The following is a 26,522-nucleotide window of genomic DNA, read 5'->3' on the forward strand; positions in this document are numbered from 1 at the left end:
CTGCGCGCACGATTTGTGTGCACGCTCTGTGTGCTACCTATTTGTTTGATTGAAAAGGATTGGATTTACATGGCTTCGCTGATTTGCGGTTCACTTGCGTTCGACAACATCATGACCTTTGATGGCCGCTTTGCCGACCAGATCATGCCCGAGCAGATCCACATTCTGAACGTATCGTTCCTGGTGCCCACCTTGCGCCGTGACTTTGGCGGCTGCGCCGGCAATATTGCCTACGCCCTGCAACTGCTGGGTGGCAAGCCGCTGCCCATGGCCATGCTGGGCGATGATGGCGATGGCTATCTGGCGCACATGCAACACCTGGGCATCGATACCCGCTTTGTGAAGAAGCTGGAAGATACGTACACCGCCCAGTGCATGATCACCACCGACCTGGACAACAACCAGATCACTGCCTTTCACCCCGGGGCGATGATGCTGGCGCATCAAAACCAGATCAGCAAGGATTGCGGTGCAGCCATTGGCATCGTGGCGCCCGATGGGCGCGATGCCATGCTGCAGCATGCCGAGCAGCTGCATGCCGCAGGCATCCCTTTTGTATTCGATCCGGGTCAGGGATTGCCGATGTTCAACGGAGAGGAGCTGCGCCACTTCATCAGCCTGGCGACCTGGGTGACGGTGAATGACTACGAAGGCAAGATGCTGAGCGACCGCACCGGACTGTCATTCGAAGAGATTTCCAAACAGGTCAAGGGGCTTATGGTGACCCTGGCAGCCGAAGGCTGCGCACTTTGGGAAAACGGCGTGCAGACCCATGTGCCGGGCACCCAGGCCAAGGCCGTGGTCGATCCCACTGGTTGTGGCGATGCCTGGCGCGGCGGGCTGCTGTGGGGCCTGGAAAACGGCCGCTCGTTGCACGATTGCGTGATATTGGGCAATCGCATGGGTGCGCTCAAGATCGCATCGCGCGGCCCGCAGAACTACACGCTCGATTTCGATCCTGCAGCGGTGTAAGAGTGATCCGGTGCTCCTGAAGGGGGTTGGATCCGCATTGGATGCCGCGTTGCAACGGCCAATGTCAAATCAACCCCAGGAGTCGCCAGCTTGCAGAGGGGGCATCGGGCTCACACCATGCCTGCAAATGCAAGGCAACTGATTCTGCTGCCTTGCACCACATGGCTGATATCTGATGGAGCAAAAACAAAACCGGCTTCAAGCCGGTTTTGTTTTGAGAAGCCGCGTGCTCTTATTGAGGGCGGTTGCTGGTTGGGAAGGGCCAGGCTGCGTTGGTGCTCAGCACGGTCTTCACAGGTTCTGCGGATGCAGCAGCAGGCGCTGCAGCAGGGGCAGGCTTTGCGGGAGCCTTCTTCGCAGGAGCAGCCTTCTTTGCAGCAGGCTTGGCGGCAGCTTTTGCTGCGGGCTTTGCGGCAACTGCCTTCTTGGCAGGAGCAGCCTTCTTTGCCGCAGGCTTTGCAGCAGCCTTGGCAGCGGGTTTAGCTGCGGCAGCCTTCTTGGCTGGAGCTGCCTTCACTGCGGCCTTTTTTGCCACCACCTTGACGGCGGCCTTCTTTGCAGGAGCCTTGGCAGCAACAGCCTTCTTGGCGGGTGCTGCCTTCTTCACTGCAGGCTTGGCAACGGTCTTTTTAGCGACGGCCTTGGTTGCAGCCTTTTTCGCTGCAGGCTTGGCTGCTGCCTTCTTTGCTGGAGCCGCTGCCTTCTTGGCAGGTGCTGCAGCCTTCTTGGCTACGGTCTTGGTGGCAGCCTTCTTTGCTGCTGGCTTGGCGGCGGCCTTGCTTGCAGAAGCCTTCTTGGCAGGTGCTGCAGCCTTCTTGGCTACCGGCTTAGCAGCGGCCTTTTTGGCTGCGGGCTTGGCAGCCGCTTTTTTGGTGCTTGCTGCCTTGGCTGCAGGTTTGGCTGCTGCCTTGGTTGCAGTCTTCTTGGCCGCTGGCTTGGCAGCGGCGGCCTTGACGGCCTTGGGCTTTGCTGCGGCCTTGGGGGCAGCAGCCTTGGTAGTTGCAGCCTTCTTAGCAGTTGCCTTGGTGTCTGCAGACTTCTTGCTTGCTTTGGACGTTGCCATGCTCTTCTCCTTCGGTCAATTTAGAAAGCAGACTTCATGCCTGATTGAATTCGACACGAAGTTTTGATAGCAAACTGAATTGTGCATCAGCTGCTAGCAACTGTCATAGTGCAAACCTCAATAAAGACGCCAAATTTCACAGTTTTCTATCAGGAAAACCACATTTTTCTTGGGTTCGCACTTTCAATGCTCTTCAATCCCACGACAACGCACCACCAGACTGGTATTCGATGACGCGTGTTTCGAAGAAATTTCTTTCCTTTTTCAGATCGATCATCTCGCTCATCCATGGGAACGGATTCTCTTCGTTGGGGAACAATGCCTCCAGTCCGATCTGCGTTGCCCGGCGGTTTGCGATGTAGCGCAGGTAGCCTTTGAACATCGAGGCGTTCATGCCCAGCACACCGCGCGGCATGGTGTCTTCAGCGTATGCATATTCGAGATCGACGGCCTTGAGAAACAGTGCCTTGATTTCGTCCTTGAATGCAGGCGTCCACAGGTGCGGGTTCTCCAGCTTGAGCTGGTTGATGAGGTCGATGCCGAAGTTGCAGTGCATCGATTCATCGCGCAGGATGTACTGGTACTGCTCGGCGGCTCCGGTCATCTTGTTTTGCCGGCCCAGTGCCAGGATCTGCGTGAAGCCCACGTAGAAGAAGAGGCCCTCCATGAGGCAGGCGAAGACGATCAGGCTCTTGAGCAGGGTCTGGTCGGTTTCGGGCGTGCCGGTATGGAAGTCCGGGTCCATGATCGCTTCGATGAACGGGATCAGGAACTCGTCCTTGTCGCGGATGGATTTGACTTCGTTGTAAGCATTGAAAATCTCGCCTTCGTCCAGGCCCAGGGACTCGACGATGTATTGGTAGGCGTGCGTGTGGATCGCTTCCTCGAATGCCTGGCGCAGCAGGAACTGGCGGCATTCGGGCGCGGTGATATGGCGGTAGGTACCCAGCACGATATTGTTGGCCGCCAGCGAGTCGGCGGTGACAAAGAAGCCCAGGTTGCGCTTGACGATGCGGCGCTCGTCTTCCGTGAGGCCATCGGGCGACTTCCACAGCGCGATATCGCGCGTCATGTTCACTTCCTGCGGCATCCAGTGGTTGGCGCAGGTGGCGAGGTACTTTTCCCAAGCCCATTTGTACTTGAACGGAACGAGCTGGTTCACGTCGGTCTTTGCATTGATGATGCGCTTGTCGGCGGCATTGACACGCTTGTGGGTACTGGCAGTACCGTTGCCTGCCTGGGACATGGCTGCGGTGGCTTGTGATTCTTCTTCAAAACTCAGCATTCGGTTCTCTCCATCTGCGTTGCTGGCTGACGCACGGGCCACGGATTAATGGGGCGGCGCGTGCGTGGATGGCTAAAGGTTTACTGGCAGGCTTCGCAGCCGGGGTCGTCAATCGCGCAGAACTTGACGTCGGTGGCCGGAGCCTGCGAACGGGCCGCTGCGGCAGCGGCATCCAGTGCGCTCACCGTGGCAGCAGGTGCGGAGCCTGCGCTGGGTACTGCATTGAGCACCCGACTTTGCACGGTGGATTTTTCGACTTGCGTGGCGCTGGTGGTGCGCAGGTAGTAGGTGGTCTTGAGGCCACGTACCCAGGCAAGTTTGTAGGTGTCGTCCAGTTTCTTGCCGGATGCGCCTGCAATATAGATATTGAGGCTCTGGGCCTGGTCGATCCATTTCTGGCGGCGCGACGCGGCTTCCACCAGCCAGACGGGCTCGACTTCGAATGCCGTGGCATACAGAGCCTTGAGCTCGTGCGGAACGCGGTCGATCGGGCGCAGCGATCCATCAAAGTGTTTCAGGTCCATCACCATCACCTCGTCCCACAGGCCCAGGCGCTTGAGGTCGCGCACCAGGTACTGGTTGATGACGGTGAATTCACCCGACAGATTGGATTTGACGGACAGGTTGCCGAAGGACGGCTCGATCGATGCGTCGACGCCGACGATGTTCGAGATGGTGGCCGTGGGCGCAATGGCAACGCAGTTGGAGTTGCGCATGCCGTCCTTGGCAATCTTTTTGCGCAGGGCTTCCCAATCCAGGCGTGCGCTGCGGTCCACTTGTACATAGTCTGCATTGCCGCGGGTTTGGGCCAGCATGTCCAGCGTATCGGGCGGCAGAATGCCCTGGCTCCAGAGCGAGCCCTGGTAGCTGGAGTACACGCCGCGCTCCTTGGCCAGCTCGGTCGACGCCCAGTAGGCGTAGTAGCACACGGCTTCCATCGATTCGTCGGCAAATTGCACGGCGGCATCGCTGGCATAGGGAATGTGCAGTTGGTACAGGCTGTCCTGGAAGGCCATGATGCCAAGCCCGACCGGGCGGTGGCGCATGTTCGAGTCGCGCGCCTTGTCCACGGCGTAGTAATTGATGTCGATGACGTTGTCGAGCATGCGCATGGCGGTATTGACCGTCTTTTTCAGCTTGTCGTGGTCCAGCTGCTTGCCGCCGTTGCCATCGTCCTTGATATGGCGGGCCAGGTTGACCGAGCCCAGGTTGCAGACGGCGGTTTCGGTGTCGCTGGTATTGAGTGTGATCTCGGTGCACAGGTTGGAGGAGTGCACGACGCCGGCGTGCTGCTGGGGAGAGCGCACGTTGCAGGCATCCTTGAAGGTGATCCAGGGATGGCCGGTTTCGAACAGCATCGACAGCATCTTGCGCCACAGGTCGACGGCAGGCAGGGTCTTGGAGAGTGCAATTTCTCCGGTGGCTGCCTTGGCTTCGTAGGCGGTGTAGGCTTTCTCGAACGCTGCGCCGAACAGGTCATGCAGATCGGGCACATCGGACGGCGAGAACAGGGTCCAGCTGCCCTTTTCCATCACACGCTTCATGAACAGGTCGGGAATCCAGTTGGCCGTGTTCATGTCATGGGTGCGGCGGCGGTCGTCGCCGGTGTTTTTGCGCAGCTCCAGGAATTCTTCGATGTCCAGGTGCCAGGTCTCCAGATAGGTGCAGACCGCGCCCTTGCGCTTGCCGCCCTGGTTCACGGCCACGGCCGTGTCATTGACCACCTTGAGGAACGGCACCACGCCCTGCGATTCGCCATTGGTGCCCTTGATGCGGGCGCCCAGGGCACGCACACGCGTCCAATCGTTGCCCAGGCCGCCGGCAAACTTGGACAGCAGTGCGTTCTCGCGGATGGCGTCATAGATGCCGCCCAGGTCGTCGGGTACCGTGGTCAGGTAGCAGGATGAGAGCTGCGAGCGTTGCGTGCCGCTGTTGAACAGCGTAGGCGTGGAGGACATGAAGTCGAACGACGACAGCAGTTCATAGAACTCGATGGCGCGCGCATTGCGGTCCTTCTCGTTCAGCGCCAGACCCATGGCCACGCGCATGAAGAAGGCCTGGGGCAACTCGATGCGCTGCTTTTTGACGTGCAGGAAATAGCGGTCATACAGGGTCTGCAGACCCAGGTAGTCGAACTGCTGGTCACGTTCGGCGTTCAGAGCCGAGGCGAGGCGCGGCAGGTCGAAATTCAGCATGTCGGGGTTGAGCAGGTCGTGCTCCACGCCCTTGGCGATGTAGCCAGGGAAGTAGGCGGCATAGGCTGCGCCCATGTCGGAGGCGGCCACATCCTGGCCCAGAATTTCGCGCGTGATGGTGTGCAGCAGCAACCGTGCGGTCACGAAGGTGTAGTCAGGCTCTTTTTCGATCAGGGTGCGGGCTGCCAGGATGGAGGCCTTGAAAACCTCGTCCATGTTCATGCCATCGTACAGATTGCGCAGGGTTTCGCTGAGCACTGGCGCAGGGTCCACATCCTGGCCCAGGCCCTGGCAGGCAGCGGTGATGCGGTCGTGCAGCTTTTTCACGTCCAGCACCACGCGCTGGCCCTTGTCCTGCACATGCAGCTCCGGCTGGGCGGGGGCGTGCTCGGCGTGCAACTGCGCGCGCTCCTGGTTGCGGCGCTCGCGGTACAGCACATAGGCGCGTGCCACTTCATGGTTGCCGCTGCGCATCAGGCCCAGTTCCACCTGGTCCTGCACATCCTCAATATGGAAGGTTCCGCCGCCAGGGCGTGAGCGCATCAGAGCGCGAACCACGGTATGGGTGAGGTTCTCCACCACTTCGCGCACGCTGGCTGATGCGGAGCCCTGGGTGCCATGGACCGCCAAAAAGGCTTTCATCATGGCAGTGGTGATCTTTGGCGGCTCGAACGGAACGACGGCGCCATTTCGGCGAATGATCTGGTAGTCGGGAAGAACGGTGAAACCGTCAATCGTGCGCTTGCTGGAGTCCTGTTGTGTCAGTTCGGCGGAAAGCGAGTCGGCGTTCATGTTGTCCTCTCTGAAACTCTTGAAAAAACCGGTAGAAAATCGGAAAAAGCGACGTCAGCAGGAACCCGCAGGAAGGGGCTGAGAATGCTCGGGACACTACATATAGTGTCTGGTAGCCTGCTGAACACTACCTATAGTGTACTTCGCAATATATGGAAATGAGTCGTGACAAATTGTGATAAAGCTGTCTGCGTTGCATTGCAGCATGCGCGGCAATGCGCGCCGATGCATGTTTTCGATGTGCGAATGCAGCGTTGGTGCGTGCTTGCAGGGAAAAGCGGGTCTCACATGGAGCAATGCATGGCCTGCATGCGATTGAAAAAAATGTTGGCCGCGGGTGGCCGCGACAGATGGCGTGTGGCGTCCATGCCAAGCATGCAGTTATGCACGCGTTCCTGTTGGGGGCGGGCGCCGCTGAGGGCTTTGAAAATGCAGAAGGAGCGTCGTTAGACGGTACCTGGCGGAAACATGGCCCGGGGCCAGTTCAGCATCTGCTGCAACTCGGGCCAGACGAAACCGCTGCCCGGATCCTGCTTGCGTCCCGGGGCCACATGTTCATGCCCTGCAATCTGGCGGATCGGGTATTCATCTTCGACATGCTGGCAGACCTGGGCCAGTGCCGCATATTGCGCGGCCTCGAAAGGCTGGCCCTCCAGCCCCTCCAGCTCGATTCCGACGGAGTAGTCGTTGCATCGCTCACGGCCTTGCCAACTGGATGCTCCGGCGTGCCAGGCGCGGTCATTGCAGCTTACAAACTGCCAGACGGTGCCAACTCGGGTGATAAAGAAGTGCGAAGACACCCTCAGCCCGCGTATGCCTTGAAAATAAGGATGTGCGTCCCAGTCCAGCTGGTTCATAAAAAAGCGCTGTACGTCTCCGGTGCCATAGGTGCCGGGGGGCAGGCTGATCGAGTGCAGCACCAGCAGGTCGATGTCCGTGGCTGCAGGCCGGGGGCCGAAATTGGGTGACGGACAGTGGGTGGCCATTTGCAGCCATCCGGCATCCCAGGCTGCTGGCAATTGCGGTGCGCGTTGGGGGGGCGTCACTGGTGAGGAACTCCGTCATGCGTATCTGCAATGTGCAGCCGCTCCATCCGGTAACGGATTTGCCGCAGGCTGATGCCCAGGCGCGCTGCCGCCGCTGTGCGGTTGAAGCCGAATTCGCGCAATGCCCGCACCAGAATGTCGCGTTCCAGCTCGTCCATCCAGGTTTGCAGATCCTGGGGCAGATCCTGGTCGCAAGGGTAGGTATTACCAGGGATGGGCGGTGCAGTTGCAGCGCCGACGGCCAAAGGCAGGGTGGCTGGTGCTGCGGAGGGCTCTGGCCGCTGGAATGCTGCTGGCACAGCCGGTGACGGAGGGGCATTGGCCGGGTCCGGCTGCCAGGCTTTTGCCGGCTGGTCTACTTTCAGCAGCGATCCATCGCTCAATGCGACCGAGCGCAGCAACAGGTTCTCCAGCTCGCGCACATTGCCTGCCAGTGGGTAGGCCGCTATGGTGGCCAAGGCCTCTTCCGTCAGCTGGTAGGCGGGCTGGCCGTGCTCTTGCGCAATGCGCTGCAGCAACACGGTGCACAGCTGAGGCAGGTCCTCGCGCCGCTCGCGCAGAGGCGGAATCACGATCTCGATGACATTGAGACGGTAGTACAAGTCCTGGCGAAAGCGCCCTTGCGCCACATCGGCCGCCAGGTCACGGTGCGTGGCGCTGACGATGCGGACATCGACAGCCTCTTCCTGCTGACCACCCAGCGGGCGGATTTTGCGCTCCTGAATCGCCCGCAGCAGTTTGGCCTGCATGGCCAGCGGCAGTTCGCCGATCTCGTCGAGAAACAGGGTGCCGCCATGCGCCGCCTGAAAAAACCCCTCCCGGTCCTGGGCTGCCCCGGTGTAGGAGCCTTTTTTGGCGCCAAAGAATTCGGCTTCCAGCAGCGCCTCAGGGATGGCGCCGCAGTTGACTGCCACCATCGGGCCTGCAGCGCGCTGGCTGTGGGAGTGCAGGGCCTGAGCGACCAGTTCCTTTCCGGTACCTGATTCGCCACGCACCAGAATAGGCGCCATGCTGCTGGCCACCTTGGCGATGCGCTCGCGCACCTGCTGCATGGCTGGTGACTGGCCCACCAGTTCCTTGGCCGGAGCAGCTGTTGCCACTGCTGTGGGTCTGGCACTGCTGTCGCCTGCCGGTGCCTGTTGCACGGGCGAAGGACTGGGCAGGCCCTGGCGCGCGGATGCGACAACCTGACGGAACTGCTTGAGATCGACCGGTTTGGTCAGGTAGTCGAAGGCGCCTTCCCGCAAGGCGGCGATGGCATTTTCGGCCGAGCCATAGGCGGTGATGACGATGGCGCGCTCGCTGCGCCCCTGGCTGCGCAGCGTCTGCAGTAGTTCCATGCCCAGGCCATCGGGCAGTCGCATGTCGGTGATCAGGATGTCGAACCGCTGCTGCTGCAATTGGGACTGCGCTTCCTGCACCGAGCCAGCCGTATGCACGCGGTAGCCCTCACGCAGGAGCGTCAGTTCATACAGTGTGCGCAGGTCGGGCTCATCATCCACAACCAGAACGGAGGTATTTTCAAAACTCATATCGGCAGCAGGCGCTCAAGAGATGGTTATGCAACGGAGTTGGCAGCCCTGCGGAACTGCACGATGAAAGCATTCCCATCGCGTATCTCCGAGTGAGGGGCGCTTTGTCTTTCATAGCGGATCATAGCGCCGTGCCGGGTGCACAGCTCCCGGCAGATGTATAGCCCAAGTCCGCTCGAGCGGCTCTCCGACGAGAAAAAAGGCTCGAACAAGTGCTTCTCGATGGTCGGCTCGATGGGCTGGCCGTCGCTCCACACCGCCATGGTGGCCGTGCCGGCCAGAGTGCTGGAGGTGGTTACCTGCAAAGCATCGGCATGGTCGCTGCGATAGCGTTGCGCATTGTTGAGCAGGTTGTACAGCAGTTGGCGCAGATGCCCTGTATCAAATGCCACCAGACTGCCCTCGGCATGGAGGGACAGCGCCACCTGGTGCGCGGCTGGCGCGAGCGCCATCCAGTCACTGCAGATTTCGTGGACCGTGTCATCCAGCAGTACGGCTTCGCCTTCTCCAGGCTGTATCTGGTTATGTACCCGAGCGATGTCCAGAATGTCTTCCGCAATCCTTCCAAGGCGTTGGGCGTTCTGCTCGACCATGTAGGTGAGGCGCTTGAGGTTGGGATCGGTCAGGTCTTCGTCCAACAACGCATTGGCCTGGGTGATGGCTGCGAGCGGGTTGCGGATTTCGTGTGCCACGGCCGCCGACATGCGTCCCATGGCAGCCAGTTTTTCGGTGCGCAGGCGCGCTTCCATTTCACGCAGGTCATGCAGGAAGACGAGGCACAGCGGGTCATTGTCCGCGCTGTCGATGGTGCCCAATCCCGGCAGCGGGTGGGTCAGCCAGGTTCGGACGTGCAGGCCGACGGGCGCGGAGCCTGGCGCTATCAAGGCCTGATCGCTGGAGATGGCTTCGCCATTGCGAAAAGTTTCGTTGATCTGGTGCACCACGCCTTGCCAGGCCGGTAGTTGCCCCAGCAGCTGCAATTGCACTGGGGTGGTGAGCTGCTGCAGCAGTGCCATGGCTGCAGGGTTGGCGCTGTGGACCTGAAGCTGCTGGTCCACCACCAGAACGCCGTCCGGCAGGTTCTGCAGGATCAGTGCATTGACCTGCTCCTGCTGGTTGGCTGCAGCTGCGGCACGCAGGCCCTGCAGTGTCTCGCGCTCCACACGTGCCGCCAGCAGCCGGACCAGGATGCCCACCAGGAAGTAGGCCGCACCCGCCAGGCCCGCTTGCACAGTGTTCTGCGTAACTTCGAGATCCAGCACCGACGCTGTTGCCGTGATGGTCTCCATCAGCAAGAAAATCGTGATGTAGGCACAGGTGCCCAGAACCACCAGCCAGCCGCCCAGCGTGCCGGCAAACAAAACGGTCAGTCCGAACAGCGGTGTAAGGGTGTAACTGCCGGTCTTGGTCACTTCCAGCAGTGATATCAACAACAGATCGAGCCCGATGGTCGGCAGCCAGGCATAGACCTTGCGTTGAGGCGGTGGCTGCTGGCTGATGACGGCATACAGAATGGCAAGCGCGCCATAGATGGCCAGTATGGCCAATTGAGGGAGCAATTGCCGCGCGTGAGCAGGGGCCAGCAAAACAGAGCCGATGGCCAGCAGCACGGCCACCACCACACGGGCAGCCAGGTACACCCGCCATAGGCGCCGAAAGGGTGTGTCCAGCGGCGTTGCAGCAGGGGTCATGGCAACGGCGTCGTATTGCTTGCGGCGGCCAGGTGCGCTTGCGAGCAGTACTGCTTGCCGCGGTGGCTGATGGCATCCGATTGCGGGAAATGCACGCCGCAGTGGGCGCAATGCACCATGGGCTCGGGTTGCGCCAGCGTCTTTTTAGGCGCAGGCCGTGCGTTTTGCACGCGTTTGCCGCGCCAGATGTGCCAGGCGATCGCCACCACCAGTAGAACCAGCAAATACTTCATGGTTGCTCAGCGCTCCAAGATCACTTCCAGCACAAAGCGCGAGCCCACATAGGCCAGCAGCAGCAGCAGGGCACCTGCGTAGAGGATGTTCACCGCCTGCCTCCCTCGCCAGCCAAAGCGCCTGCGGCCAAACAGCAGTATGGCAAAAGTCAGCCAGGACAACACGCTGAAGACCGACTTGTGATTCCATATCCAGGCTTTGCCGTACAGCGCCTCGCCAAAGAACCAGCCGGCCGCCAGGGTGGCGGTGAGCAGAGCGAACCCGGCACCTACAAAGCGGAATGTCAGCCGCTCGAGCGTCAGCAGCGGCAAGCCACCGTCGTGGTCGCCATGCTGGCGCATCTGGCGTTCTGCGCGCGTCATCAGCGCCGCATGTACGACCGCGGCAGCGAACAGACCATAGGATGCAATGCCGAGTGCCAGATGCAAAGGCAACCAGGGAGATGCATCCACATGCAATGGGGTGCCGGGAAAGATCACAGCCAGCAGCACTGCCAGGCTGCCCAGCGCTGCCAGGGGCCAGCGCGAGCGCAATTGCGGGTACAGCTGCTGCTCGACCACATACACGGTCAGCACCAGCCAGGCCGTGACGGACAAGGCCGGCGCAAATCCGAACCGAGGCTCATGCCCGGCCAGGCCCCACACCAGGCTGGCGGCATGCAAGGCCCAGGCGACGAGGAGCGAGCGCTTGGCGCCGCGCTCCTGCAGGCGTTGGGTGGCAAGCGCCGGCAGGGCATAGGCAAGCGCCGCAGCCAGGGCCAGTATCCAGCCGACAAGACCGGCTCCGGCCACTGTGGAAGAAGAAAAGGGCATGTGCCTATGATAGCTGCCGTCAGCAGCATGCTGCTTTACTTGGAGGGTCCTTTCATGTGGCAGCCTGCAGGCGGCGCGCAGACCCGTAGGATCACGGGCTGCGGGCAGGCAGATGGGTAAGGGTTAAAATGGTCTTTTGCCTGCAGCAAGCCGCATCGCGGCCTGGCGCTGTAGCGCCGCCTGCCACTCCAACTACCTATCACTGCCCATGGCTTCCGCATTGACCGATAAACTGTCGCGCCTCGTCAAGGAGATGCGCGGACAGGCCCGTATTACCGAATCGAACGTGCAGGACATGTTGCGCGAAGTGCGCATGGCTTTGCTGGAGGCAGACGTTGCCTTGCCCGTGGTGCGCGATTTCATTGCCCGCGTCAAGGAAAAGGCCCTGGGCCAGGAGGTGCTTGGCAGCCTCAAGCCCGGTCAGACCCTGGTCTCGATTGTCAACAAGGAACTTGCCGTCACCATGGGCGAGGGCGTGGCGGACATCAACCTCAACGCCCAGCCACCCGCCGTCATCCTGATGGCTGGCCTGCAGGGCGCGGGCAAGACCACCACCACTGCCAAGCTGGCCAAGCACCTGATTGAGCGGCGCAAGAAGAAGGTGCTGACGGTGTCGGGCGACGTCTACCGCCCGGCAGCCATCGAGCAGCTCAAAACGGTCACCAAGCAGGCCGGTGCTGAATGGTTTCCCAGTACGCCTGACCAGAAGCCGCTGGATATCGCCAATGCTGCGCTGGACTACGCCAGGAAGCACTATTTCGACGTGTTGCTGGTCGATACGGCCGGGCGCCTCGCCATCGACGAAGTGTTGATGCAGGAAATCCAGCAATTGCACGGGGCGCTCAAGCCTGTCGAGACCTTGTTCGTCGTCGATGCCATGCAGGGCCAGGATGCCATCAACACCGCCAAGGCATTCAAGGAAGCGCTGCCGCTGACCGGTATCGTCCTGACCAAGCTCGATGGCGATTCGCGCGGCGGTGCTGCGTTGTCGGTACGCCAGATCACGGGTGCGCCCATCAAGTTTGCCGGTGTCTCCGAAAAGATCGATGGCCTGGAGGTGTTCGATGCCGAGCGCCATGCGCAGCGCGTGCTGGGCATGGGCGATATCGTGGCCCTGGTCGAGCAGGTCACCAAGGGCGTGGACATGGAAGCCGCGCAGAAGATGGCCGAAAAGATCAAATCCGGCGACGGCTTTGATCTGAACGATTTTCTGGGCCAGCTGCAGCAGATGAAGCAGATGGGCGGCCTCTCCACGCTGATGGACAAGCTGCCGACCGAGTTGGCGGGCAAGGCCGGTCAGGTGGACATGGACAAGGCGGAGCGCGAAATCCGCCGCAAGGAAGGCATCATCTGCTCGATGACGCCGTATGAACGGGCCAAGCCTGAACAGATCAAGGCCACTCGCAAGAAGCGCATTGCCGCAGGTGCTGGCGTGCAGGTGCAGGAGGTCAATCGCCTGTTGAACGAGTTCGGCCAGATGCAGCAGATGATGAAGAAGATGAAGGGCGGCGGCCTGATGAAGATGATGAAGAAAATGGGCGGCATGAAGGGAATGAAAGGCATAATGGGCGGCGGAGGCATGCCCAAGCTGCCGTTCTGAAGGAAAGCGCCAAAGCGCCTCCCCAAAAGCAAAAACGCCTGCAGTTCACCGCAGGCGTTTTTGCTTTTCGTCATCGAGGAAAAGGGCTGTCCAGACAGTCGATGACGGCTATTTTTAATATTTATATAGAAATATCAAGAAATTAGGCTTCTGGCAGCGGCCACTTTGACAGCCAGCCATGGCAGAGCCAGACGCATCTGGTGCGGTCGGGAATGCGCCTATTTCACCGTCACCTTGGCGTCTCCAGGCAGCATGCGACCAATGACGCTCGCATCGGAGAATCCATGGCCCTTGAAGGTTTCCAGCACCTGCTGGATGGCACCGGGCTGGCACGACACCAGCAGGCCGCCTGAGGTTTGCGGATCCGTCAGCAGGCTGCGCATGGCGTCGGACACGTTTTCGCCCAGCTCCACCTCTGTACCGTAGGACGCCCAGTTGCGGCCTGAGGCCCCTGTCGCAATGCCTTGTTCGGCCAGTTCGCGCACGCCGGGCAGCAAGGGCACCAGGTCGCTGTCGATGCTGGCCGTCAATCCGGCGCCGCGCGCCAGCTCCAGCGTGTGGCCCAGCAGGCCAAAGCCGGTGACATCGGTGAGTGCATGCACTCCTTCGATCTGTGCCAGCACGGTTCCGGGGCGGTTGAGCTGGGTGGTGGTGTGCACCATGGCTGCGTAGCCTGCATTGTCCAGCAGGCCCTTTTTCAGCGCTGCAGACTGGATGCCGACCCCTAGTGGTTTACCCAGAATCAATACGTCACCCGATTGCGCATCGCTGTTGCGTTTGAGGTGCTTGGGGTTGACCACGCCGATGCCGACCAGGCCGTAGATGGGTTCCACCGAGTCAATGGAATGGCCACCAGCCAGGGGAATTCCGGCATCACGGCAGACCGATTCACCGCCTTCCAAAATCTTGGCGATCACATCATGCGGCAGCACATTGATGGGCATGCCGACAATGGCCAGCGCCATCACCGGCGTGCCGCCCATGGCGTAGATGTCGGACAGCGCATTGGTGGCGGCAATCCGGCCGAAATCAAACGGGTCGTCAACGATCGGCATGAAGAAATCCGTCGTCGCAACAATGGCCTGCTTGTCGTTGATCTGATAGACGGCCGCATCGTCCGCCGTCTCGGTGCCCACCAGCAATTGGGCGTAGAACTGCTTGGGCAGTGCGCTGCGGCTCATCAGGTCAGCCAGCACGCCCGGGGCAATCTTGCAGCCACAGCCGCCGCCATGGGACAAGGAAGTGAGTCGAGGGGTCTGGGTGAGGTCGGTAGTCATGGTCGGAGGGAGTCTGGCGGGCAGGAAGATCAGTCCCTATTATCGGCAGCTTGCGCATTCCCTGCGCCTGGACGGGGAGCAATTGCAACCAGCCGTGAACAAGGGATTGGCAGTACAGCAAGTTTTACATTGCTAATTGTAAAGATATGGAAGAATGCCAGGGGATTGACGGGGGGAGATGCATGGCGCAATGTGTCTCCACGCAGTTGTCACTGAAGTCATGGAGCTGTTGTTGTCATATTGGAGGCCAAGTCGAGGTAATCGAGCATGGCTCCGCCGCTTCAGCGGCTGGGCGTGGCTCTTTGCGGCCTGTTTGAGCTGGCCGGCGTTGGCGTCAGAAGCCACAGATGCAGAGGTATCTGCTGAAGCCAATGTGCAGGCGGTAACGCGCACCGTGATCGGCATACTGGGCTATACGCGTTGGCCCCATGAAAGCGAAGAGTTGCGGCTGTGCGCAGTGGGCACCACGGAATATGGTGCAGGGTTGCTGCAAAGCTCCGGGCTGGTGGTTGCTGGCCGGCGTCTCAGTGTCAGACAGGTGGATCCCGCACAGCTGAAAGCCTCCGAATGCGACGGACTCTATGTGGGGGACATGGGCGAGCAGCAGTGGCGCAAGCTGATGCAGCAGGAAAGCGGCCGCCCCCTGTTGACGATCAGTGAACGCAGTGCGCTATGCCGCATCGGGGCCATGTTCTGCCTCAGCCGCCAAGGCGAAGGCCCGGGCTTTGAAGTCAATCTGGACTCGATTGCCCGCAGCGGCCTGCGCATCAGCCCCAAGATACTGCAACTGGCACGGTCCAAGGCGGCGCCATGAGCCTTTTCATGGACAGCCAGGCATCCTTGCATGCAGTGATCCGGCGGGCCCATTTGCGCATGGCCGCCATGGCCATCTCGCTGGCAGGCGTGCTGCTGCTTGTGGTGGGGGTGGTGGTGCTGCGTTTCTACCTGCTCAACAACCTGCAATTGATGGCCCGGTCTCTGGCCTATACGGTCGAAGCGTCGCTGGTGTTCAACGACCATGGTGAGGCCAGCAGGGTGCTGGACCAATTGCTGCGAAACGAGGATGTGGCCCGCGGCCAGGTGTTTGACGCCCAGGGGCAGGTATTTGTGCGGTGGAGTTCTGCCAAAACCAGCTCGGGTGGCACTGGTGAGTTGCTGGCGGCGGTCATGGGAATGCGCCCTGCCGAAGCGCCGGTGAGCCAGGATGGCAGACAGATCGGGCGTGTGGTGCTCTACAGCGACGGCGCAGGGTTCATTCGATTTCTCAGCTCCGGCCTGGCGGTGCTGTTGCTGTGCGTGGGGGTCAGCGGATTTATCGGCATGCGCCAGTCACGCCGCATGCTGGCCGATATTGCCGAGCCGTTGCAGCAGCTGGCCAGGGTGGCTCGCGCAGTGCGGCATGATCGATCCATGGGGCAACGCGTGCCTCCCGCCCGGATTGCGGAGCTGCATGAACTGGGCGATGACTTCAATGCGCTGCTGTCCGAGTTGCAAATGCGCCAGGAGCGGCTGCGGCAGCAGAATTCGCAATTGGAGTTGCAGGCATCGCGCGACGGCCTGACGGGGCTGGCCAATCGCTCGCATTTCGAGCAGCGCCTTCAGCAGGCGCTGCTGGATGCGGAGGCCATGGGACGCAAGCTCGCCGTACTTTTTATCGATAATGACCACTTCAAGCAGGTCAATGATATTCACGGCCACGCGGCCGGAGACGCGCTGCTCAGGGCGGTGGGGCTCCGCCTTCATTCCGTGGTGCGCGAGGCAGACCTGGTTGCCAGGCTGGGCGGCGATGAATTTGCCATCCTGCTCTACCCCGTAGGCGGCATGGCGGATGCCCAGGTGGTGGAGCACAAGATCCAGGAGGCGATGCAGTGCCCCGTGGTGACCAGTAGTGGTGTAACACTCAGGCCCTCTGTGAGCGTTGGTATTGCAGTCTTCCCGCAGCATGGGCAGGATATGGAGGAATTGATGGACCACGCAGACCAGGCCATGTACGAAGCCAAGATGGTACGCCATGCCGGAAGTGCTGCGAACAAGGAGTAAATAATGGAGTGGAGCCAGAGAGCCGGAGACAAGCCACGTATTGCCTGCGGGATGCGTTGGGCTTTGACCATGGTATTGGCTGTGGTGCTGGCAGCGTGCCAGACGCCGCCACCGCCGCCGGCACCGCAAAGCGGGCTGACGGCGCAGCAGCAACAGGTGTTGCGCAACCAGGGATTCTCGGAAGGAGACCAGGGCTGGGAGCTGCAGATGTCCGGCAAGCTGCTTTTCGAGTTCGATTCTGCGGAGGTGGGCGAGGCCGCGCGCACCAAAGTCATGGAGCTCGCGCAGGCCTTGCTGAAAGAGGGCATCGACCGGCTGCGCGTGGAAGGCTATACCGACGACCGAGGCAGCGCGGCCTACAACCTGAAACTGTCATTGCGCAGAGCGCAGGCCGTGAGCGATGTGCTGGTGGAAGCCGGCATGCCCCGGCAGAACATCGAGATCAAGGGGCTTGGCAATGCCTTGCCTGTCATATCGGGCAATGCCGCTGAAAATCGCCGTGTCGCCATTGTGGTGCCCCTGTTCTAGGAGGGTGGTAGCCAAGGCGCTCATTCTTGAGGCTGCGGCTTTATGAAACCTCGGTGAGGGCGCGCGGGCCTGTCTGTTACGTGCACGGAGTTGCGGCACCGTTTTCTGGCATGCAGGTGACTTCAGCATTTCTTTCATCCTGTAAGACGAATATGGGCAAGCGGTGGAAAGCGCTCGCGCTGGTGCCCTGTGTTTTCATGGCGGGCTGTACCCCGGCATTGAATCTGGATCACAAAGCGGATCGCACGCAAAGCCCTGCCAAGGACGCACGCTGGCTGACCTTGGTCGTCCAGGCCAAGGAAGGCATCGAGCCCCAGCCGGTCACGCTGGAATACGAATCAGAAAAATGCAAGGAGGCGAGGAGCTACGGCGTAGGCGGGCAATCGCAAAGCGGTGTCGCCTTGATGCGGGCTTCTCACTATGAAAAGGTCAGCCTTGACCGAGCGCCGGAGAACGGTGTCTACAAGGCGTGCTTTGCGATCGATGCCGGAGGACGTTGCCAGTGGAAGCTGGTATCCCTGGAAACCTCGTTCAAATATCGGAGCATCCATCCCCTCGTCCAAGGCAAGGAAGCGATTTCGAACAGGGAAAAGTTCGCTTTCAGGAGTGAAAAGGACTCCGTTCGCACCCCCAATGTGAGAGTCAGGTCCGAGTACTTCCCGGTGGTTTATCTCCACGATGACGCATCGGAGAACAGGTTTCGGTTGCAGAGAAAGTCCATGTTTTTCCCGCCGAGTCTGGATCCGTCGGAGTCGGGAACCATGACCCTGGAGCCCAAGGTGTTCGGCGACATGGCGATGACGGTCGGCGAAGACCCCCAGAGCAGACGAAATTATGTCGTAGGCTATCCCGACGGCGCAAAGGGCACGAGCTGGTCCAGGGACGGGGTGGGTGTTGAGGACGAAAGAATGCAGTGTTTGCTGTCCCCTGCAAAACAGAACTGCGCCCGGTTCAGCCCTGTAAAGCGCTGACGCGGCTGCCGAGTGCATGGGGTGGCGGAGGGCAGCTGGAGTCGAACCAACCCAGGAGTGGCTGACACCCCTCACCGGGTTTGAAGCCCGGCCGCACCACCGGGCACGATTGCCTTCCATCAGAAAGTGCGCCGATTGTAGCCATTCCCGTTGACCGTTGAGCCGGAGTGGATCATGACCCTCCAAATGGAGTCAGGCGTGGCATGCGGCGCCCCGAGGCGCAAACGAAGTGCCTGTTCGGCACTTCTTCCAGGTCGCCTGTTCCCCTCGCAGACGTTTCATGGCTGGCTGGCCTGCCAGCGCACACCGGGGCGCAGCATATGTGCGTCGCGCACACGGCGGGTGTAGCCTACGCGGTCGAAGAACTCGAGGATCTGGATGGCGCGCTTGCGCCCGAGGCCTGTTGCATCTCGAAAGGCCGCCGCCTCCACCGCGCCCCGCTCAGCCTGCAAGGCCAGATCGGCAACCAATGCGGCCAGGGCATCGGTTTGCTCGGCTGCGTAAAAGAGATCCTTGACGACCTGAAATACCCGGCCTTGCCGGGCCAGCTTCTTGAGCAGTTGGCGCACCATTTCTTCGCCACTGCCATGGTCCCGCGCGAGATCGCGAATCCAGGGCGGATCGAAGCGGCCAGCGCCAATGGCGGGCAGCAGGCGCTCGGCCAGGGCCTGCTCTGCATCGCTCAACTGCACGCTGTGGCCCGGCAGATGCAGCCATGCACCGGAGGTGCTGATGTGCCGTGCCTGCAGCAATGCCTCAATGAGGCTGGCGTAGAGCGCGTCGTGCACGCCATGCTGCAGGCTGGGCAATGCCATGCGGCGAAGGCGCGCAGCATTGATGCCGGGCTCATCGGGCGCCACGCTGTGAAAGCGTTCCAGGACCTCCAGCACCTGGGTCTGCAGCGCCAGCCAGGCCCCATTGCTCAGCAGGAGCGCATCGCCATCCGTGGTGGGCAGCACAATGGCTTGGGCGGGGACCGGCGGCTGCGCCAGGCCCGTCAGCCGCACCAGCTGGGACTGGGCGATGCCATAAGAGGCCTCGGCCAGCAGTGGTGCCGTGTCATGGCTTGTGACCCAGCGCTCCAGCGCTGCAAGGAATGCGAGCCGTGCCTCACTGCGGCGCTTGCGTGCCGGTGCATAAGGATCCAGCACCGTGGCTCCTGCAATGGTGCGGCTGGCCTGGGCATTGCGGATGATGATGCGATCACCCGGCTGCACAACGGCCGGTGCATCCAACACCAATTGGGCCAGGCTTTCGGCTCCAGACGGAAGGTCACCGTCTTGCAGCAGGGCCACATGTCCGGTGCAGTGCATGGTGCCCAGATGCACATGCACCGGCGCCCAGGGTTTGAGCGCTGGCGCACCCGTCAGCAACTGCAGTCGAACGTCGATACGTTGGGTGGTATGCAGCAGGCGTGCATCTAGCAGCCAGTCGCCGCGCGCGATCTCTTCCTTGGCAATGCCTGCAAGGTTGAGAGCACAGCGCTGTCCGGCCACGCCCTGGTTGCTTGCCCGGTTCTGCGCGTGGATGCTGCGCACCCGCACTGTCTTTCCGGTGGCCGAATGCACCAGGCTGGCGCCCACGGCAACACTGCCATTGAAAACCGTACCCGTGACCACGGTTCCCTGTCCTGCCAGGCTGAAGACGCGGTCGACGGCCAGGCGAAACAGGCCTTGCTGCGCGCGCTGAGGCATGGCCTGTGCAACGGTGTGCAAGTGCTGGCGCAGCGCATGTACGCCCTGGTCCCCCGGCAGTGCAGCCGCAGTCTCGAAAATAGCGGCATCGGCGAGAGGGCCGCCTGTGAGAAGCGCGCGTATCTCATCCTTTACGATCACCATGCGCTCGGGTGCTACGCGATCAACCTTGGTGAGCGCGACAGTGCCTTGGCGGACACCCAGCAACTGCAGAATTTCCAGGTGTTCACGCGTCTGCGGCATCACGCCGTCATCGGCCGCCACCACCAGGAGCGCGTGGTCGATGCCCACGGCGCCTGCGGCCATGGTGTGGATGAACTTCTCATGCCCGGGCACATCGATGATGCCCAGTACATCGCCATTGGCCAGGGGCGCGTAGGCATAGCCCAGCTCGATGGAGATGCCGCGCGCCTTCTCTTCCTTGAGGCGGTCGGTTTCCACGCCCGTCAAGGCGCGTACCAGGGTGGTTTTGCCATGGTCGATATGGCCTGCGGTCCCAATGATCATTTGGAAATGCTCTGCTTTTTATAGCTTTTGGCGCTTTTCAGACGGGCGCCAGAATAAGTTTCTTCCAGTTGTCGATGAACGCGGCCTGGTCCGTGGCTTCCAGGCAGCGCAGATCCAGCCACAGGGCATCCTGGCGCAGGCGGCCGATGACCGGGCGCGGCAGCTGGCGAAGCGCGGCTTCGAGCTGCTGCAGCAACTGGCCGGCGCGTCTGGGGTCTGCAGAGCGGATCACCAGGCCATGGCTGGCCAGGCTTTCCACAGGCAGCGCGCCGCTGCCGATCTGGCTGGACATGGCAGCCGGCTCCACCACATACGCAGTGCCCAGTGCGCTTTGTACAGGAGCTTGCAGAACTTCGGCCTGCTGCTGCATGTCGGATGCAGCGCGGGTGAACAGGCGCAAGGTGGTGAGGCGCTGGGCCAATTGCTCGGGATGCAGATACAGGCGCAGCGTAGGCTCCAGCGCCGCCAGCGTCAGCTTGCCGACGCGCAATGCACGTTTGAGCGGGTTCTTCTTGATCTGTGCAATCAGTGCCTTTTTGCCGACGATGATGCCCGCCTGCGGGCCGCCCAGCAATTTGTCGCCGCTGAAGGTGACGATGTCCGCCCCGGCTTCAACGGTTTCGCGCACCGTCACCTCGTAGGGAAGGCCCCAGGCACGCATGTCGACCAAGGTGCCGCTGCCCAGGTCCACGATCATTGGCAGCTGGTGGGTGTGCGCAATATTCGCCACGGCGGCATCCGGCACGGACTTGGTGAAACCCGAGATGGCGTAGTTGCTGCAATGCACCTTCATCAGTGCCGCCGTCTGGCCGGTGATGGCTTCGGCATAGTCCCGCTCATGCGTGCGGTTGGTGGTGCCGACTTCGACCAGGGTGGCGCCCGCGCGCGTCATCACATCGGGAATGCGGAAGGCGCCGCCGATTTCCACCAACTCACCGCGGGAGACGATGACTTCCCTGTTCGATGCCAGTGTGGACAGCACCAGCAGCACCGCCGCTGCGTTATTGTTGACGATGGTGGCGGCTTCCGCGCCGGTCAGGCGGCAGATCAGGTCCTCCACCAGATCGTCGCGGTCGCCGCGGCCCCCATCGGCCAGGTCATATTCCAGATTGCTGGGCGTGGCCAGCGCCTGCACCACGGCGTCGATGGCCTCCTGCGGCAGCAGTGCGCGGCCCAGGTTGGTGTGCAGCACGGTTCCGGTCAGGTTGTAGACGGCCCGAAGGCGCGGGGCAAACAGCTGCTGCAGCGCATGCTCGGCAGCATCGAGCAGGGCGTCGGCACTGGGCGCGGTCTGGCTGTCCTTGGCCGCCAACCACTGGGCGCGTGCGTCTGCAAGCGCTGCGCGAATGGCATCGGTGCATTGCGTTTTGCCATAGTGCGCAAGCAACCCGGCAGTACGCGGATGCTGCAGCAACTTGTCGACGGAGGGCAGGTGAGAGGCAGTGCGCATGGGTGAAACGTCTGAAAACGAAAAACGATGGCGCGGCAGGCAACCATCGTTCTAGTATGGCACGATGGCACGGCGCGCATCATGGCGCCTTGCCGCCGGCCGATGGCGGGCCGCCCGTCAGTGCAGGTCGGGCACGGAAGCGCTGTCGTCCGCCTGGGGTTCCGCCACGGCCACGAACAGCAAAGGGTTGCCGCTGGCGCGCTGGAACCGGGTCTCTTCGCTCATCAGCAGATCCAGCATCAGGCTGGCCAGATCGTCGGCCAGCGGCTCGGCCAACGGGTCCTTTTCCTGGTTGACGATCTTGCGGTAGCTGCCGCATGCGTCGCAGGTTTCGGCCAGCACCACGTCCTTGCCACCTTCGAGGCCCTGGTAGTGGATGCCCTTGGTCGATTCGCAGTGCGAGCACTTGACGCGCACCATATGCCATTCGGTGCTGCAGCAGCCGCAATGCAGATAACGGTGGCCGGCCATCTTGCCGCCGATGCGCACCACGCTGGCCACCGGCTCGGCGGCACATACGGGGCAGATGGTGGCGGGATCGGTGTAGGGCACGTCGGCGGCCCGCAACTGGCTTGCGCGGCGGGCAAACACGACCTGCAGCGCGGCCATGGCAAAGGGGGCCATGCCCACATCGCGTGCGGCCAATTCCTTGGTGAGCAGGCGCTTTGCCAGGGCGTTGCGTTCATCGGCATCTGTTGCCTGCAGCTCTGCAATCAGTGGCTGCAGCGGCGCGGGCAGCCCGCCTGCGCCGGAGAGATCGGCCAGCATGCCATCCAGCACCTGGTGCCAGACGGGGTCGAGATGGTTTGCAGCGGGCAGCAGCGGCGACGAAAATTCCTGCGCCTGTGCAATGGCCGCTGCATCGGGCTCTGCCACACGCAAGTCCTGCACGGCGCGGTGCTGGGCCTGCACCAGACTGGCGATGAAGTTCAGGTAGTCGGCAATCGGGTTGCCTTCAGCCAGTTGGCGGATGCGATTGGCGCGTTCCAGAAACAGGCTGCTGGTCTCGGGCAGCAGCACGCGCGGAAAGCTGGTGTGGTCCAGCGACTCGATCTCGCCGGGTTGAAGAATGCGTTGCATACGGGGATTTTCTCAAGTATCAACGCCGATAGTCCTGATAGGGCTATCGGCGTCTTTGTTGGGTTGCAGCGGGGGGCAAGCCCCCGCAGGCAAGAAAGGGTTCAGTCCTTCTCGCCCGTCATGCGGCGGTACCACAGCGGGTGGTGGAACCGGGCCCAGGCGCGGGTTACGGTACCGCGTGTCATGGCGCGAATGGTGCCCTTGGTCCAGATGGCAGCGTAGATGTGCGCAATGATGAGTCCGATCAGGCCGAAAGCCGAGATGGCATGGATCAGGCTGGCTGCACGCACCACGTTCACCGGTAGATTCCACCAGGCGCGCCACATCAGCACGCCGGTGACAACGAGGCCGAGCATGCACAGCACCAGCATCCAGAACAGCACTTTCTGGCCGCCGTTGTACTTTTCGGCGGGCGGAATCTTGTCGTGCTCACCCTTGACGAGAGCCGGCACGTTCTTGAGCCACTCCACGTCGCGCTCCTTGATGATGTTCAACTGCCAGAAGCGGAAGAACATCAGCAGGAAGCCGAATGCCATGACCAGGCCGATGTAGGGGTGCAGAATGCGTGTCCAGGGCCCACCACCGAACAGGTTCGTCATGAAGAAGAACGACGGGTGGAAGAACGCCAGGCCGGACAGTGCCAGCAGCACAAAGCTGATGGCAACAACCCAGTGGTTGGCACGCTCCGCAGCGCTGTAGCGCTGGATGTCTCGGTTGGTGCGGCTCATCGTCCTGCCTCCTTGTGATTGTCGCCGCCGGTTTCAGCGCGGGCCTTGCGGGCCTCTTCCTCTTCCAGCTCCTCGGGCACTTCAAGCGGGCCCTTGGTGATGTAGTGGAAGAAGCTGCCGACTGCTGCGGCGCCCAGTGCGGCCAGTGCCAGCGGCTTGGCCACGCCTTTCCACAGGCTGACCATGGGGCTGATCTTGGGATCATCGGGCAGGCCGTGGTAGAGCGATGGCTGGTCCGCATGGTGCAGCACATACATCACGTGCGTGCCGCCCACGCCTTGCGGGTCGTACAGGCCAGCCTTGGCAAAACCGCGTTCCTTCAGGTCGGCGATCCGCTCGTCGGCACGCTCCTGCATGCCCTGCTTGGTGCCGAACATGATGGCGCCCGTGGGGCAGGTCTTGACGCAGGCGGGCTCCTGGCCCACCGCAACGCGGTCAGAGCACAGTGTGCACTTGTAGGCCTTGTGGTCCTTTTGCGAGATGCGGGGGATGTTGAACGGGCAGCCGGTAACGCAGTAGCCGCAGCCCACGCAGTTTTCCTCCTGGAAATCCACGATGCCGTTGGTGTACTGCAAGATGGCACCGGGAGAGGGGCAGGCCTTGAGGCAGCCCGGGTCTTCGCAGTGCATGCAGCCGTCCTTGCGGATCAGCCATTCCAGGTTGCCGGTGGCTTCGTTTTCGTATTCGGAAAACCGCATCACCGTCCAGGAGTTGGCCGTCAGGTCGGTCGGGTTGTCGTAGACCCCGGCCGCGGCCGTGCCCACATCGTCACGCAGATCGTTCCACTCCATGCAGGCGGTCTGGCAGGCCTTGCAGCCGATGCACTTGGAGACATCGATCAGCTTGGCCACCTCGCCGCCATGCGCGTCGCGCACGCTGGGCGATGGGGTGGTGGTGGCGGAGCGGCGCTTGATATCCAATGATTGTAGAGATGACATCGCTGCTCCTTAGACCTTCTCGACCTTCACCAGGAAGGTCTTGAACTCGGGCGTATTGCTGTTACCGTCGCCCACGAACGGGGTGAGGGTGTTGGCCAGGAAGCCCGGCTTGGTCAGGCCCTTGAAGCCCCAGTGGATAGGAATACCCACGTGGTGCACCGTCTTGCCTTCAATCTGCATGGGCTTGATGCGCTTGGTAACCACCGCCGCCGCCTTGATGTAGCCACGCTTGGAGCTGACCTTCACCATGGAGCCGGTGGTGATGCCGATCTCCTTGGCCAGCGCCTCGCCGATCTCGACGAACTGCTCTGGCTGGATGATGGAGTTCAGCAGCGCATGCTTGGTCCAGTAGTGGAAGTGCTCGGTCAGGCGGTACGTGGTGCCCACGTGCGGGAACTCCGATGCCTTGCCGAAGGTTTCCCAGATGGCCGGGAAGACGCGGGCTGCCGGGTTGCTGACGGCCTTGTCGTTCTTCGGGTACATCGGGTTGTAGCCCAGCGGATTGTCGAATGCCTCGTAGTGCGTCGGGAACGGCCCTTCGTTCATGCCCTTGCGTGCAAAGAAGCGCGCCACCCCTTCGGGGTTCATGATGAACGGGCCGGTGCCGGCCTCCGGCTTGATCGCCACGCCATAGTCGGGCACATCCGCGCCACCCCAGGCCTTGCCGTTCCATTTGACCAGCATGCGGTTGGGGTTGAAAGGCTTGCCTTCCAGGTCGGCAGACGCACGGTTGTACAGCACCCGGCGGTTGGCCGGCCAGGCCCAGGCCCAGTTCAGCGTGTTGCCGATACCGGTGGGGTCGCTGTTGTCGCGGCGGCCCATCTGGTTGCCCGCTTCCGTCCAGCAGCCGGTGTAGATCCAGCAGCCGCTCATGGTGGTGCCGTCGTCACGCAACTCGCCAAAGCCTGACAGCTGCTGGCCTGCGGGGCGCAGCACCTTGCCATCGGCATCGGTCAGGTCGGCCAGTGCGCGGCCGTTGTACTCCTTGGCCAGCTCTTCCGAAGACGGATGGGCTGGTTGGGCGTAGGGCCACCACAGGTTGACGATCGGGTCGGGGAACTTGCCGCCGTCCTTCTGGTAGGCCGCCTTCATGCGCAGGTGCAGGGCCGACATGATGGCAACGTCGGTCTTGGCTTCTCCAGGAGGCTCCGACGCCTTCCAGTGCCACTGCAGCACACGCGAAGAGCTCACGACCGCGCCATCTTCTTCTGCGAAGCAGGTGGTGGGAAGGCGGAACACCTCGGTCTGCACCGATGCCGTATCGATGTCGTTGTACTCGCCGTAGTTTTTCCAGAACTCCGAAGTCTCAGTGGCCAGCGGGTCCATGATGACCAGGAACTTCAGCTTGGCCAGGCCCGCACGGGTGCGGTCCTTGTTCGACAACGCAGCCAGTGGGTTGAAGCCCTGGGCGATGTAGCCATTGACCTTGCCTTCGTTCATCAACTCGAAGATCTGCAGCATGTCGTACTGCTTGTCGAGCTTGGGCAGGTAGTCGTAGGCCCAGTTGTTGTCCTTGGTGGCCGCAGGGCCCCACAAGGCCTTCATCAGGCTGACGTGGAACTTGGGATAGTTCTGCCAGTAGCTCATCTGGTTGGCGCGCAAAGGCTTTTGCGTGCGTGCCTCGATGTACTTCTGGTAGTCCTGCTCGCCCTGGTTCGCCAGGGTCAGGTAGCCGGGCAGTGCGTTGGACAGCAGGCCCAGGTCGGTCAGGCCCTGGATGTTGGAGTGGCCGCGCAGCGCGTTCATGCCGCCGCCTGCAACACCGATATTGCCCAGCAGCAGCTGCACCATGGCGCCGGTACGCAGAATCTGCGCGCCGATCGAGTGCTGCGTCCAGCCAAGGGCGTACAGGATGGTCGCAGCGCGGCCAGCCTGTGCGGTGGATGCGAGCTTTTCGCACACGTGCAGGAACTTGTCCTTGGGCGTGCCGCAGGCGCTCTCCACCTTCTCCGGCGTGTAGCTGGCGTAATGGCGTTTGAGCCACTGGTAGACGCAACGCGGGTGCTGCAGGCTCGGGTCGGTCTTGACGTAGCCGTCCTCGCCCAGCTCGTAGTCCCAGCTGGCCTTGTCGTAGGTGCGCTTTTCGG

21 protein-coding genes and 1 tRNA gene are annotated in these 26,522 nt (G+C 61.8%); 6 read left to right on the forward strand and 16 right to left on the reverse strand.

What is annotated here, in order from left to right; genetic code table 11:
- The first annotated feature begins 69 nt into the window (after positions 1 to 69).
- Positions 70 to 972, forward strand: coding sequence for a carbohydrate kinase family protein (locus ACH2DG_RS10400; RefSeq protein WP_395025947.1), 903 nt, complete (start codon positions 70 to 72; stop codon positions 970 to 972).
- Positions 973 to 1,204: 232 nt separating this feature from the next.
- On the opposite strand, the gene ACH2DG_RS10405 is transcribed toward ACH2DG_RS10400, so the two are convergent.
- The 8 genes from ACH2DG_RS10405 to ACH2DG_RS10440 form a co-directional block, all read right to left on the reverse strand.
- Positions 1,205 to 2,035 carry a hypothetical protein gene (locus ACH2DG_RS10405; RefSeq protein ID WP_395025949.1) on the reverse strand — a complete coding sequence of 277 codons (831 nt, stop codon included), beginning with the start codon at positions 2,033 to 2,035 and terminating at the stop codon, positions 1,205 to 1,207.
- A gap of 193 nt (positions 2,036 to 2,228) precedes the next feature.
- Positions 2,229 to 3,320, reverse strand: coding sequence for a ribonucleotide-diphosphate reductase subunit beta (locus tag ACH2DG_RS10410; protein ID WP_395025950.1), 1,092 nt, complete (start codon positions 3,318 to 3,320; stop codon positions 2,229 to 2,231).
- Positions 3,321 to 3,400: 80 nt separating this feature from the next.
- The gene (locus ACH2DG_RS10415) at positions 3,401 to 6,307 is read right to left on the reverse strand and encodes a ribonucleoside-diphosphate reductase subunit alpha (RefSeq protein ID WP_395025952.1); all 2,907 of its coding nucleotides are present in this window, start codon (positions 6,305 to 6,307) and stop codon (positions 3,401 to 3,403) included.
- Positions 6,308 to 6,753: 446 nt separating this feature from the next.
- Positions 6,754 to 7,293: a 1,6-anhydro-N-acetylmuramyl-L-alanine amidase AmpD gene (gene ampD, locus ACH2DG_RS10420; RefSeq protein ID WP_395025983.1), complete on the reverse strand. Its 540-nt coding sequence runs from the start codon at positions 7,291 to 7,293 to the stop codon at positions 6,754 to 6,756.
- Between the two features lie 56 nt (positions 7,294 to 7,349).
- Positions 7,350 to 8,885: a sigma-54-dependent transcriptional regulator gene (locus ACH2DG_RS10425; protein WP_395025953.1), complete on the reverse strand. Its 1,536-nt coding sequence runs from the start codon at positions 8,883 to 8,885 to the stop codon at positions 7,350 to 7,352.
- Positions 8,886 to 8,911: 26 nt separating this feature from the next.
- Complete coding sequence (locus ACH2DG_RS10430; RefSeq protein WP_395025954.1) at positions 8,912 to 10,576, reverse strand: ATP-binding protein; 1,665 nt, start codon at positions 10,574 to 10,576, stop codon at positions 8,912 to 8,914.
- Entirely contained in the window at positions 10,573 to 10,809 is a 237-nt protein-coding gene (locus ACH2DG_RS10435) for a PP0621 family protein (RefSeq protein WP_395025955.1), read from the reverse strand. Before ACH2DG_RS10435 ends, ACH2DG_RS10430 begins: the two co-directional genes overlap by 4 nt.
- A 6-nt stretch (positions 10,810 to 10,815) precedes the next feature.
- Positions 10,816 to 11,622, reverse strand: a complete 807-nt coding sequence (locus ACH2DG_RS10440; RefSeq protein WP_395025956.1) for an inner membrane protein YpjD — start codon at positions 11,620 to 11,622, stop codon at positions 10,816 to 10,818.
- Between the two features lie 208 nt (positions 11,623 to 11,830).
- Between ACH2DG_RS10440 and ffh the strand changes: the two genes are divergently transcribed.
- The gene (gene ffh / locus ACH2DG_RS10445) at positions 11,831 to 13,222 is read left to right on the forward strand and encodes a signal recognition particle protein (protein WP_395025957.1); all 1,392 of its coding nucleotides are present in this window, start codon (positions 11,831 to 11,833) and stop codon (positions 13,220 to 13,222) included.
- Positions 13,223 to 13,440: 218 nt separating this feature from the next.
- Here the strand turns inward: ffh and selD are convergent, their stop codons facing one another.
- The gene (selD, locus tag ACH2DG_RS10450) at positions 13,441 to 14,499 is read right to left on the reverse strand and encodes a selenide, water dikinase SelD (RefSeq protein ID WP_395025959.1); all 1,059 of its coding nucleotides are present in this window, start codon (positions 14,497 to 14,499) and stop codon (positions 13,441 to 13,443) included.
- A 328-nt stretch (positions 14,500 to 14,827) separates the two neighbouring features.
- Between selD and ACH2DG_RS10455 the strand changes: the two genes are divergently transcribed.
- From ACH2DG_RS10455 to ACH2DG_RS10470, 4 genes are all read left to right on the forward strand, one after another.
- Entirely contained in the window at positions 14,828 to 15,313 is a 486-nt protein-coding gene (locus ACH2DG_RS10455; protein ID WP_395025961.1) for a YfiR family protein, read from the forward strand.
- Entirely contained in the window at positions 15,310 to 16,539 is a 1,230-nt protein-coding gene (locus ACH2DG_RS10460; protein ID WP_395025963.1) for a diguanylate cyclase domain-containing protein, read from the forward strand. The genes ACH2DG_RS10455 and ACH2DG_RS10460 overlap by 4 nt, the downstream gene beginning before the upstream one ends.
- 51 nt (positions 16,540 to 16,590) lie before the next feature.
- On the forward strand, positions 16,591 to 17,067 hold the full coding sequence (locus ACH2DG_RS10465; protein ID WP_395025965.1) for an OmpA family protein: 477 nt from the start codon (positions 16,591 to 16,593) through the stop codon (positions 17,065 to 17,067).
- Between the two features lie 152 nt (positions 17,068 to 17,219).
- Complete coding sequence (locus ACH2DG_RS10470; protein WP_395025967.1) at positions 17,220 to 18,038, forward strand: hypothetical protein; 819 nt, start codon at positions 17,220 to 17,222, stop codon at positions 18,036 to 18,038.
- Positions 18,039 to 18,060: 22 nt separating this feature from the next.
- On the opposite strand, the gene ACH2DG_RS10475 is transcribed toward ACH2DG_RS10470, so the two are convergent.
- The 7 genes from ACH2DG_RS10475 to fdnG all read right to left on the reverse strand — a co-directional run.
- Positions 18,061 to 18,156 (reverse strand) — tRNA-Sec (locus ACH2DG_RS10475).
- A gap of 160 nt (positions 18,157 to 18,316) precedes the next feature.
- On the reverse strand, positions 18,317 to 20,239 hold the full coding sequence (gene selB, locus ACH2DG_RS10480) for a selenocysteine-specific translation elongation factor (protein WP_395025969.1): 1,923 nt from the start codon (positions 20,237 to 20,239) through the stop codon (positions 18,317 to 18,319).
- Between the two features lie 37 nt (positions 20,240 to 20,276).
- A complete protein-coding gene (gene selA / locus ACH2DG_RS10485) occupies positions 20,277 to 21,689 on the reverse strand; it encodes an L-seryl-tRNA(Sec) selenium transferase (RefSeq protein WP_395025970.1) in 1,413 nt (470 codons plus the stop codon).
- Between the two features lie 117 nt (positions 21,690 to 21,806).
- Positions 21,807 to 22,769, reverse strand: a complete 963-nt coding sequence (gene fdhE / locus ACH2DG_RS10490; RefSeq protein WP_395025971.1) for a formate dehydrogenase accessory protein FdhE — start codon at positions 22,767 to 22,769, stop codon at positions 21,807 to 21,809.
- A 101-nt stretch (positions 22,770 to 22,870) separates the two neighbouring features.
- Positions 22,871 to 23,497: a formate dehydrogenase subunit gamma gene (locus ACH2DG_RS10495; protein WP_224151315.1), complete on the reverse strand. Its 627-nt coding sequence runs from the start codon at positions 23,495 to 23,497 to the stop codon at positions 22,871 to 22,873.
- Positions 23,494 to 24,435, reverse strand: coding sequence for a formate dehydrogenase subunit beta (gene fdxH / locus ACH2DG_RS10500; protein WP_395025972.1), 942 nt, complete (start codon positions 24,433 to 24,435; stop codon positions 23,494 to 23,496). The genes ACH2DG_RS10495 and fdxH overlap by 4 nt, the downstream gene beginning before the upstream one ends.
- 9 nt (positions 24,436 to 24,444) lie before the next feature.
- Positions 24,445 to 26,522: formate dehydrogenase-N subunit alpha (gene fdnG / locus ACH2DG_RS10505; protein WP_395025974.1), on the reverse strand; the 2,078-nt coding region annotated here is incomplete at its 5' end.

Origin of the sequence: Comamonas odontotermitis (assembly GCF_040396735.1) — a bacterium.
In the GTDB taxonomy this organism is placed as follows: Bacteria; Pseudomonadota; Gammaproteobacteria; order Burkholderiales; family Burkholderiaceae_C; genus Comamonas; species Comamonas odontotermitis_C.

Excerpts from the sequence above, each read along its gene's own strand:
- ACH2DG_RS10400 (WP_395025947.1), top strand. The coding sequence starts at position 70 with ATGGCTTCGCTGATTTGCGGTTCACTTGCGTTCGACAACATCATGACC.
- ACH2DG_RS10405 (WP_395025949.1), bottom strand. The coding sequence starts at position 2,035 with ATGGCAACGTCCAAAGCAAGCAAGAAGTCTGCAGACACCAAGGCAACT.
- ACH2DG_RS10410 (WP_395025950.1), bottom strand. The coding sequence starts at position 3,320 with ATGCTGAGTTTTGAAGAAGAATCACAAGCCACCGCAGCCATGTCCCAG.
- ACH2DG_RS10415 (WP_395025952.1), bottom strand. The coding sequence starts at position 6,307 with ATGAACGCCGACTCGCTTTCCGCCGAACTGACACAACAGGACTCCAGC.
- ampD (WP_395025983.1), bottom strand. The coding sequence starts at position 7,293 with ATGGCCACCCACTGTCCGTCACCCAATTTCGGCCCCCGGCCTGCAGCC.
- ACH2DG_RS10425 (WP_395025953.1), bottom strand. The coding sequence starts at position 8,885 with ATGAGTTTTGAAAATACCTCCGTTCTGGTTGTGGATGATGAGCCCGAC.
- ACH2DG_RS10430 (WP_395025954.1), bottom strand. The coding sequence starts at position 10,576 with ATGACCCCTGCTGCAACGCCGCTGGACACACCCTTTCGGCGCCTATGG.
- ACH2DG_RS10435 (WP_395025955.1), bottom strand. The coding sequence starts at position 10,809 with ATGAAGTATTTGCTGGTTCTACTGGTGGTGGCGATCGCCTGGCACATC.
- ACH2DG_RS10440 (WP_395025956.1), bottom strand. The coding sequence starts at position 11,622 with ATGCCCTTTTCTTCTTCCACAGTGGCCGGAGCCGGTCTTGTCGGCTGG.
- ffh (WP_395025957.1), top strand. The coding sequence starts at position 11,831 with ATGGCTTCCGCATTGACCGATAAACTGTCGCGCCTCGTCAAGGAGATG.
- selD (WP_395025959.1), bottom strand. The coding sequence starts at position 14,499 with ATGACTACCGACCTCACCCAGACCCCTCGACTCACTTCCTTGTCCCAT.
- ACH2DG_RS10460 (WP_395025963.1), top strand. The coding sequence starts at position 15,310 with ATGAGCCTTTTCATGGACAGCCAGGCATCCTTGCATGCAGTGATCCGG.
- ACH2DG_RS10465 (WP_395025965.1), top strand. The coding sequence starts at position 16,591 with ATGCGTTGGGCTTTGACCATGGTATTGGCTGTGGTGCTGGCAGCGTGC.
- ACH2DG_RS10470 (WP_395025967.1), top strand. The coding sequence starts at position 17,220 with ATGGGCAAGCGGTGGAAAGCGCTCGCGCTGGTGCCCTGTGTTTTCATG.
- selB (WP_395025969.1), bottom strand. The coding sequence starts at position 20,239 with ATGATCATTGGGACCGCAGGCCATATCGACCATGGCAAAACCACCCTG.
- selA (WP_395025970.1), bottom strand. The coding sequence starts at position 21,689 with ATGCGCACTGCCTCTCACCTGCCCTCCGTCGACAAGTTGCTGCAGCAT.
- fdhE (WP_395025971.1), bottom strand. The coding sequence starts at position 22,769 with ATGCAACGCATTCTTCAACCCGGCGAGATCGAGTCGCTGGACCACACC.
- ACH2DG_RS10495 (WP_224151315.1), bottom strand. The coding sequence starts at position 23,497 with ATGAGCCGCACCAACCGAGACATCCAGCGCTACAGCGCTGCGGAGCGT.
- fdxH (WP_395025972.1), bottom strand. The coding sequence starts at position 24,435 with ATGTCATCTCTACAATCATTGGATATCAAGCGCCGCTCCGCCACCACC.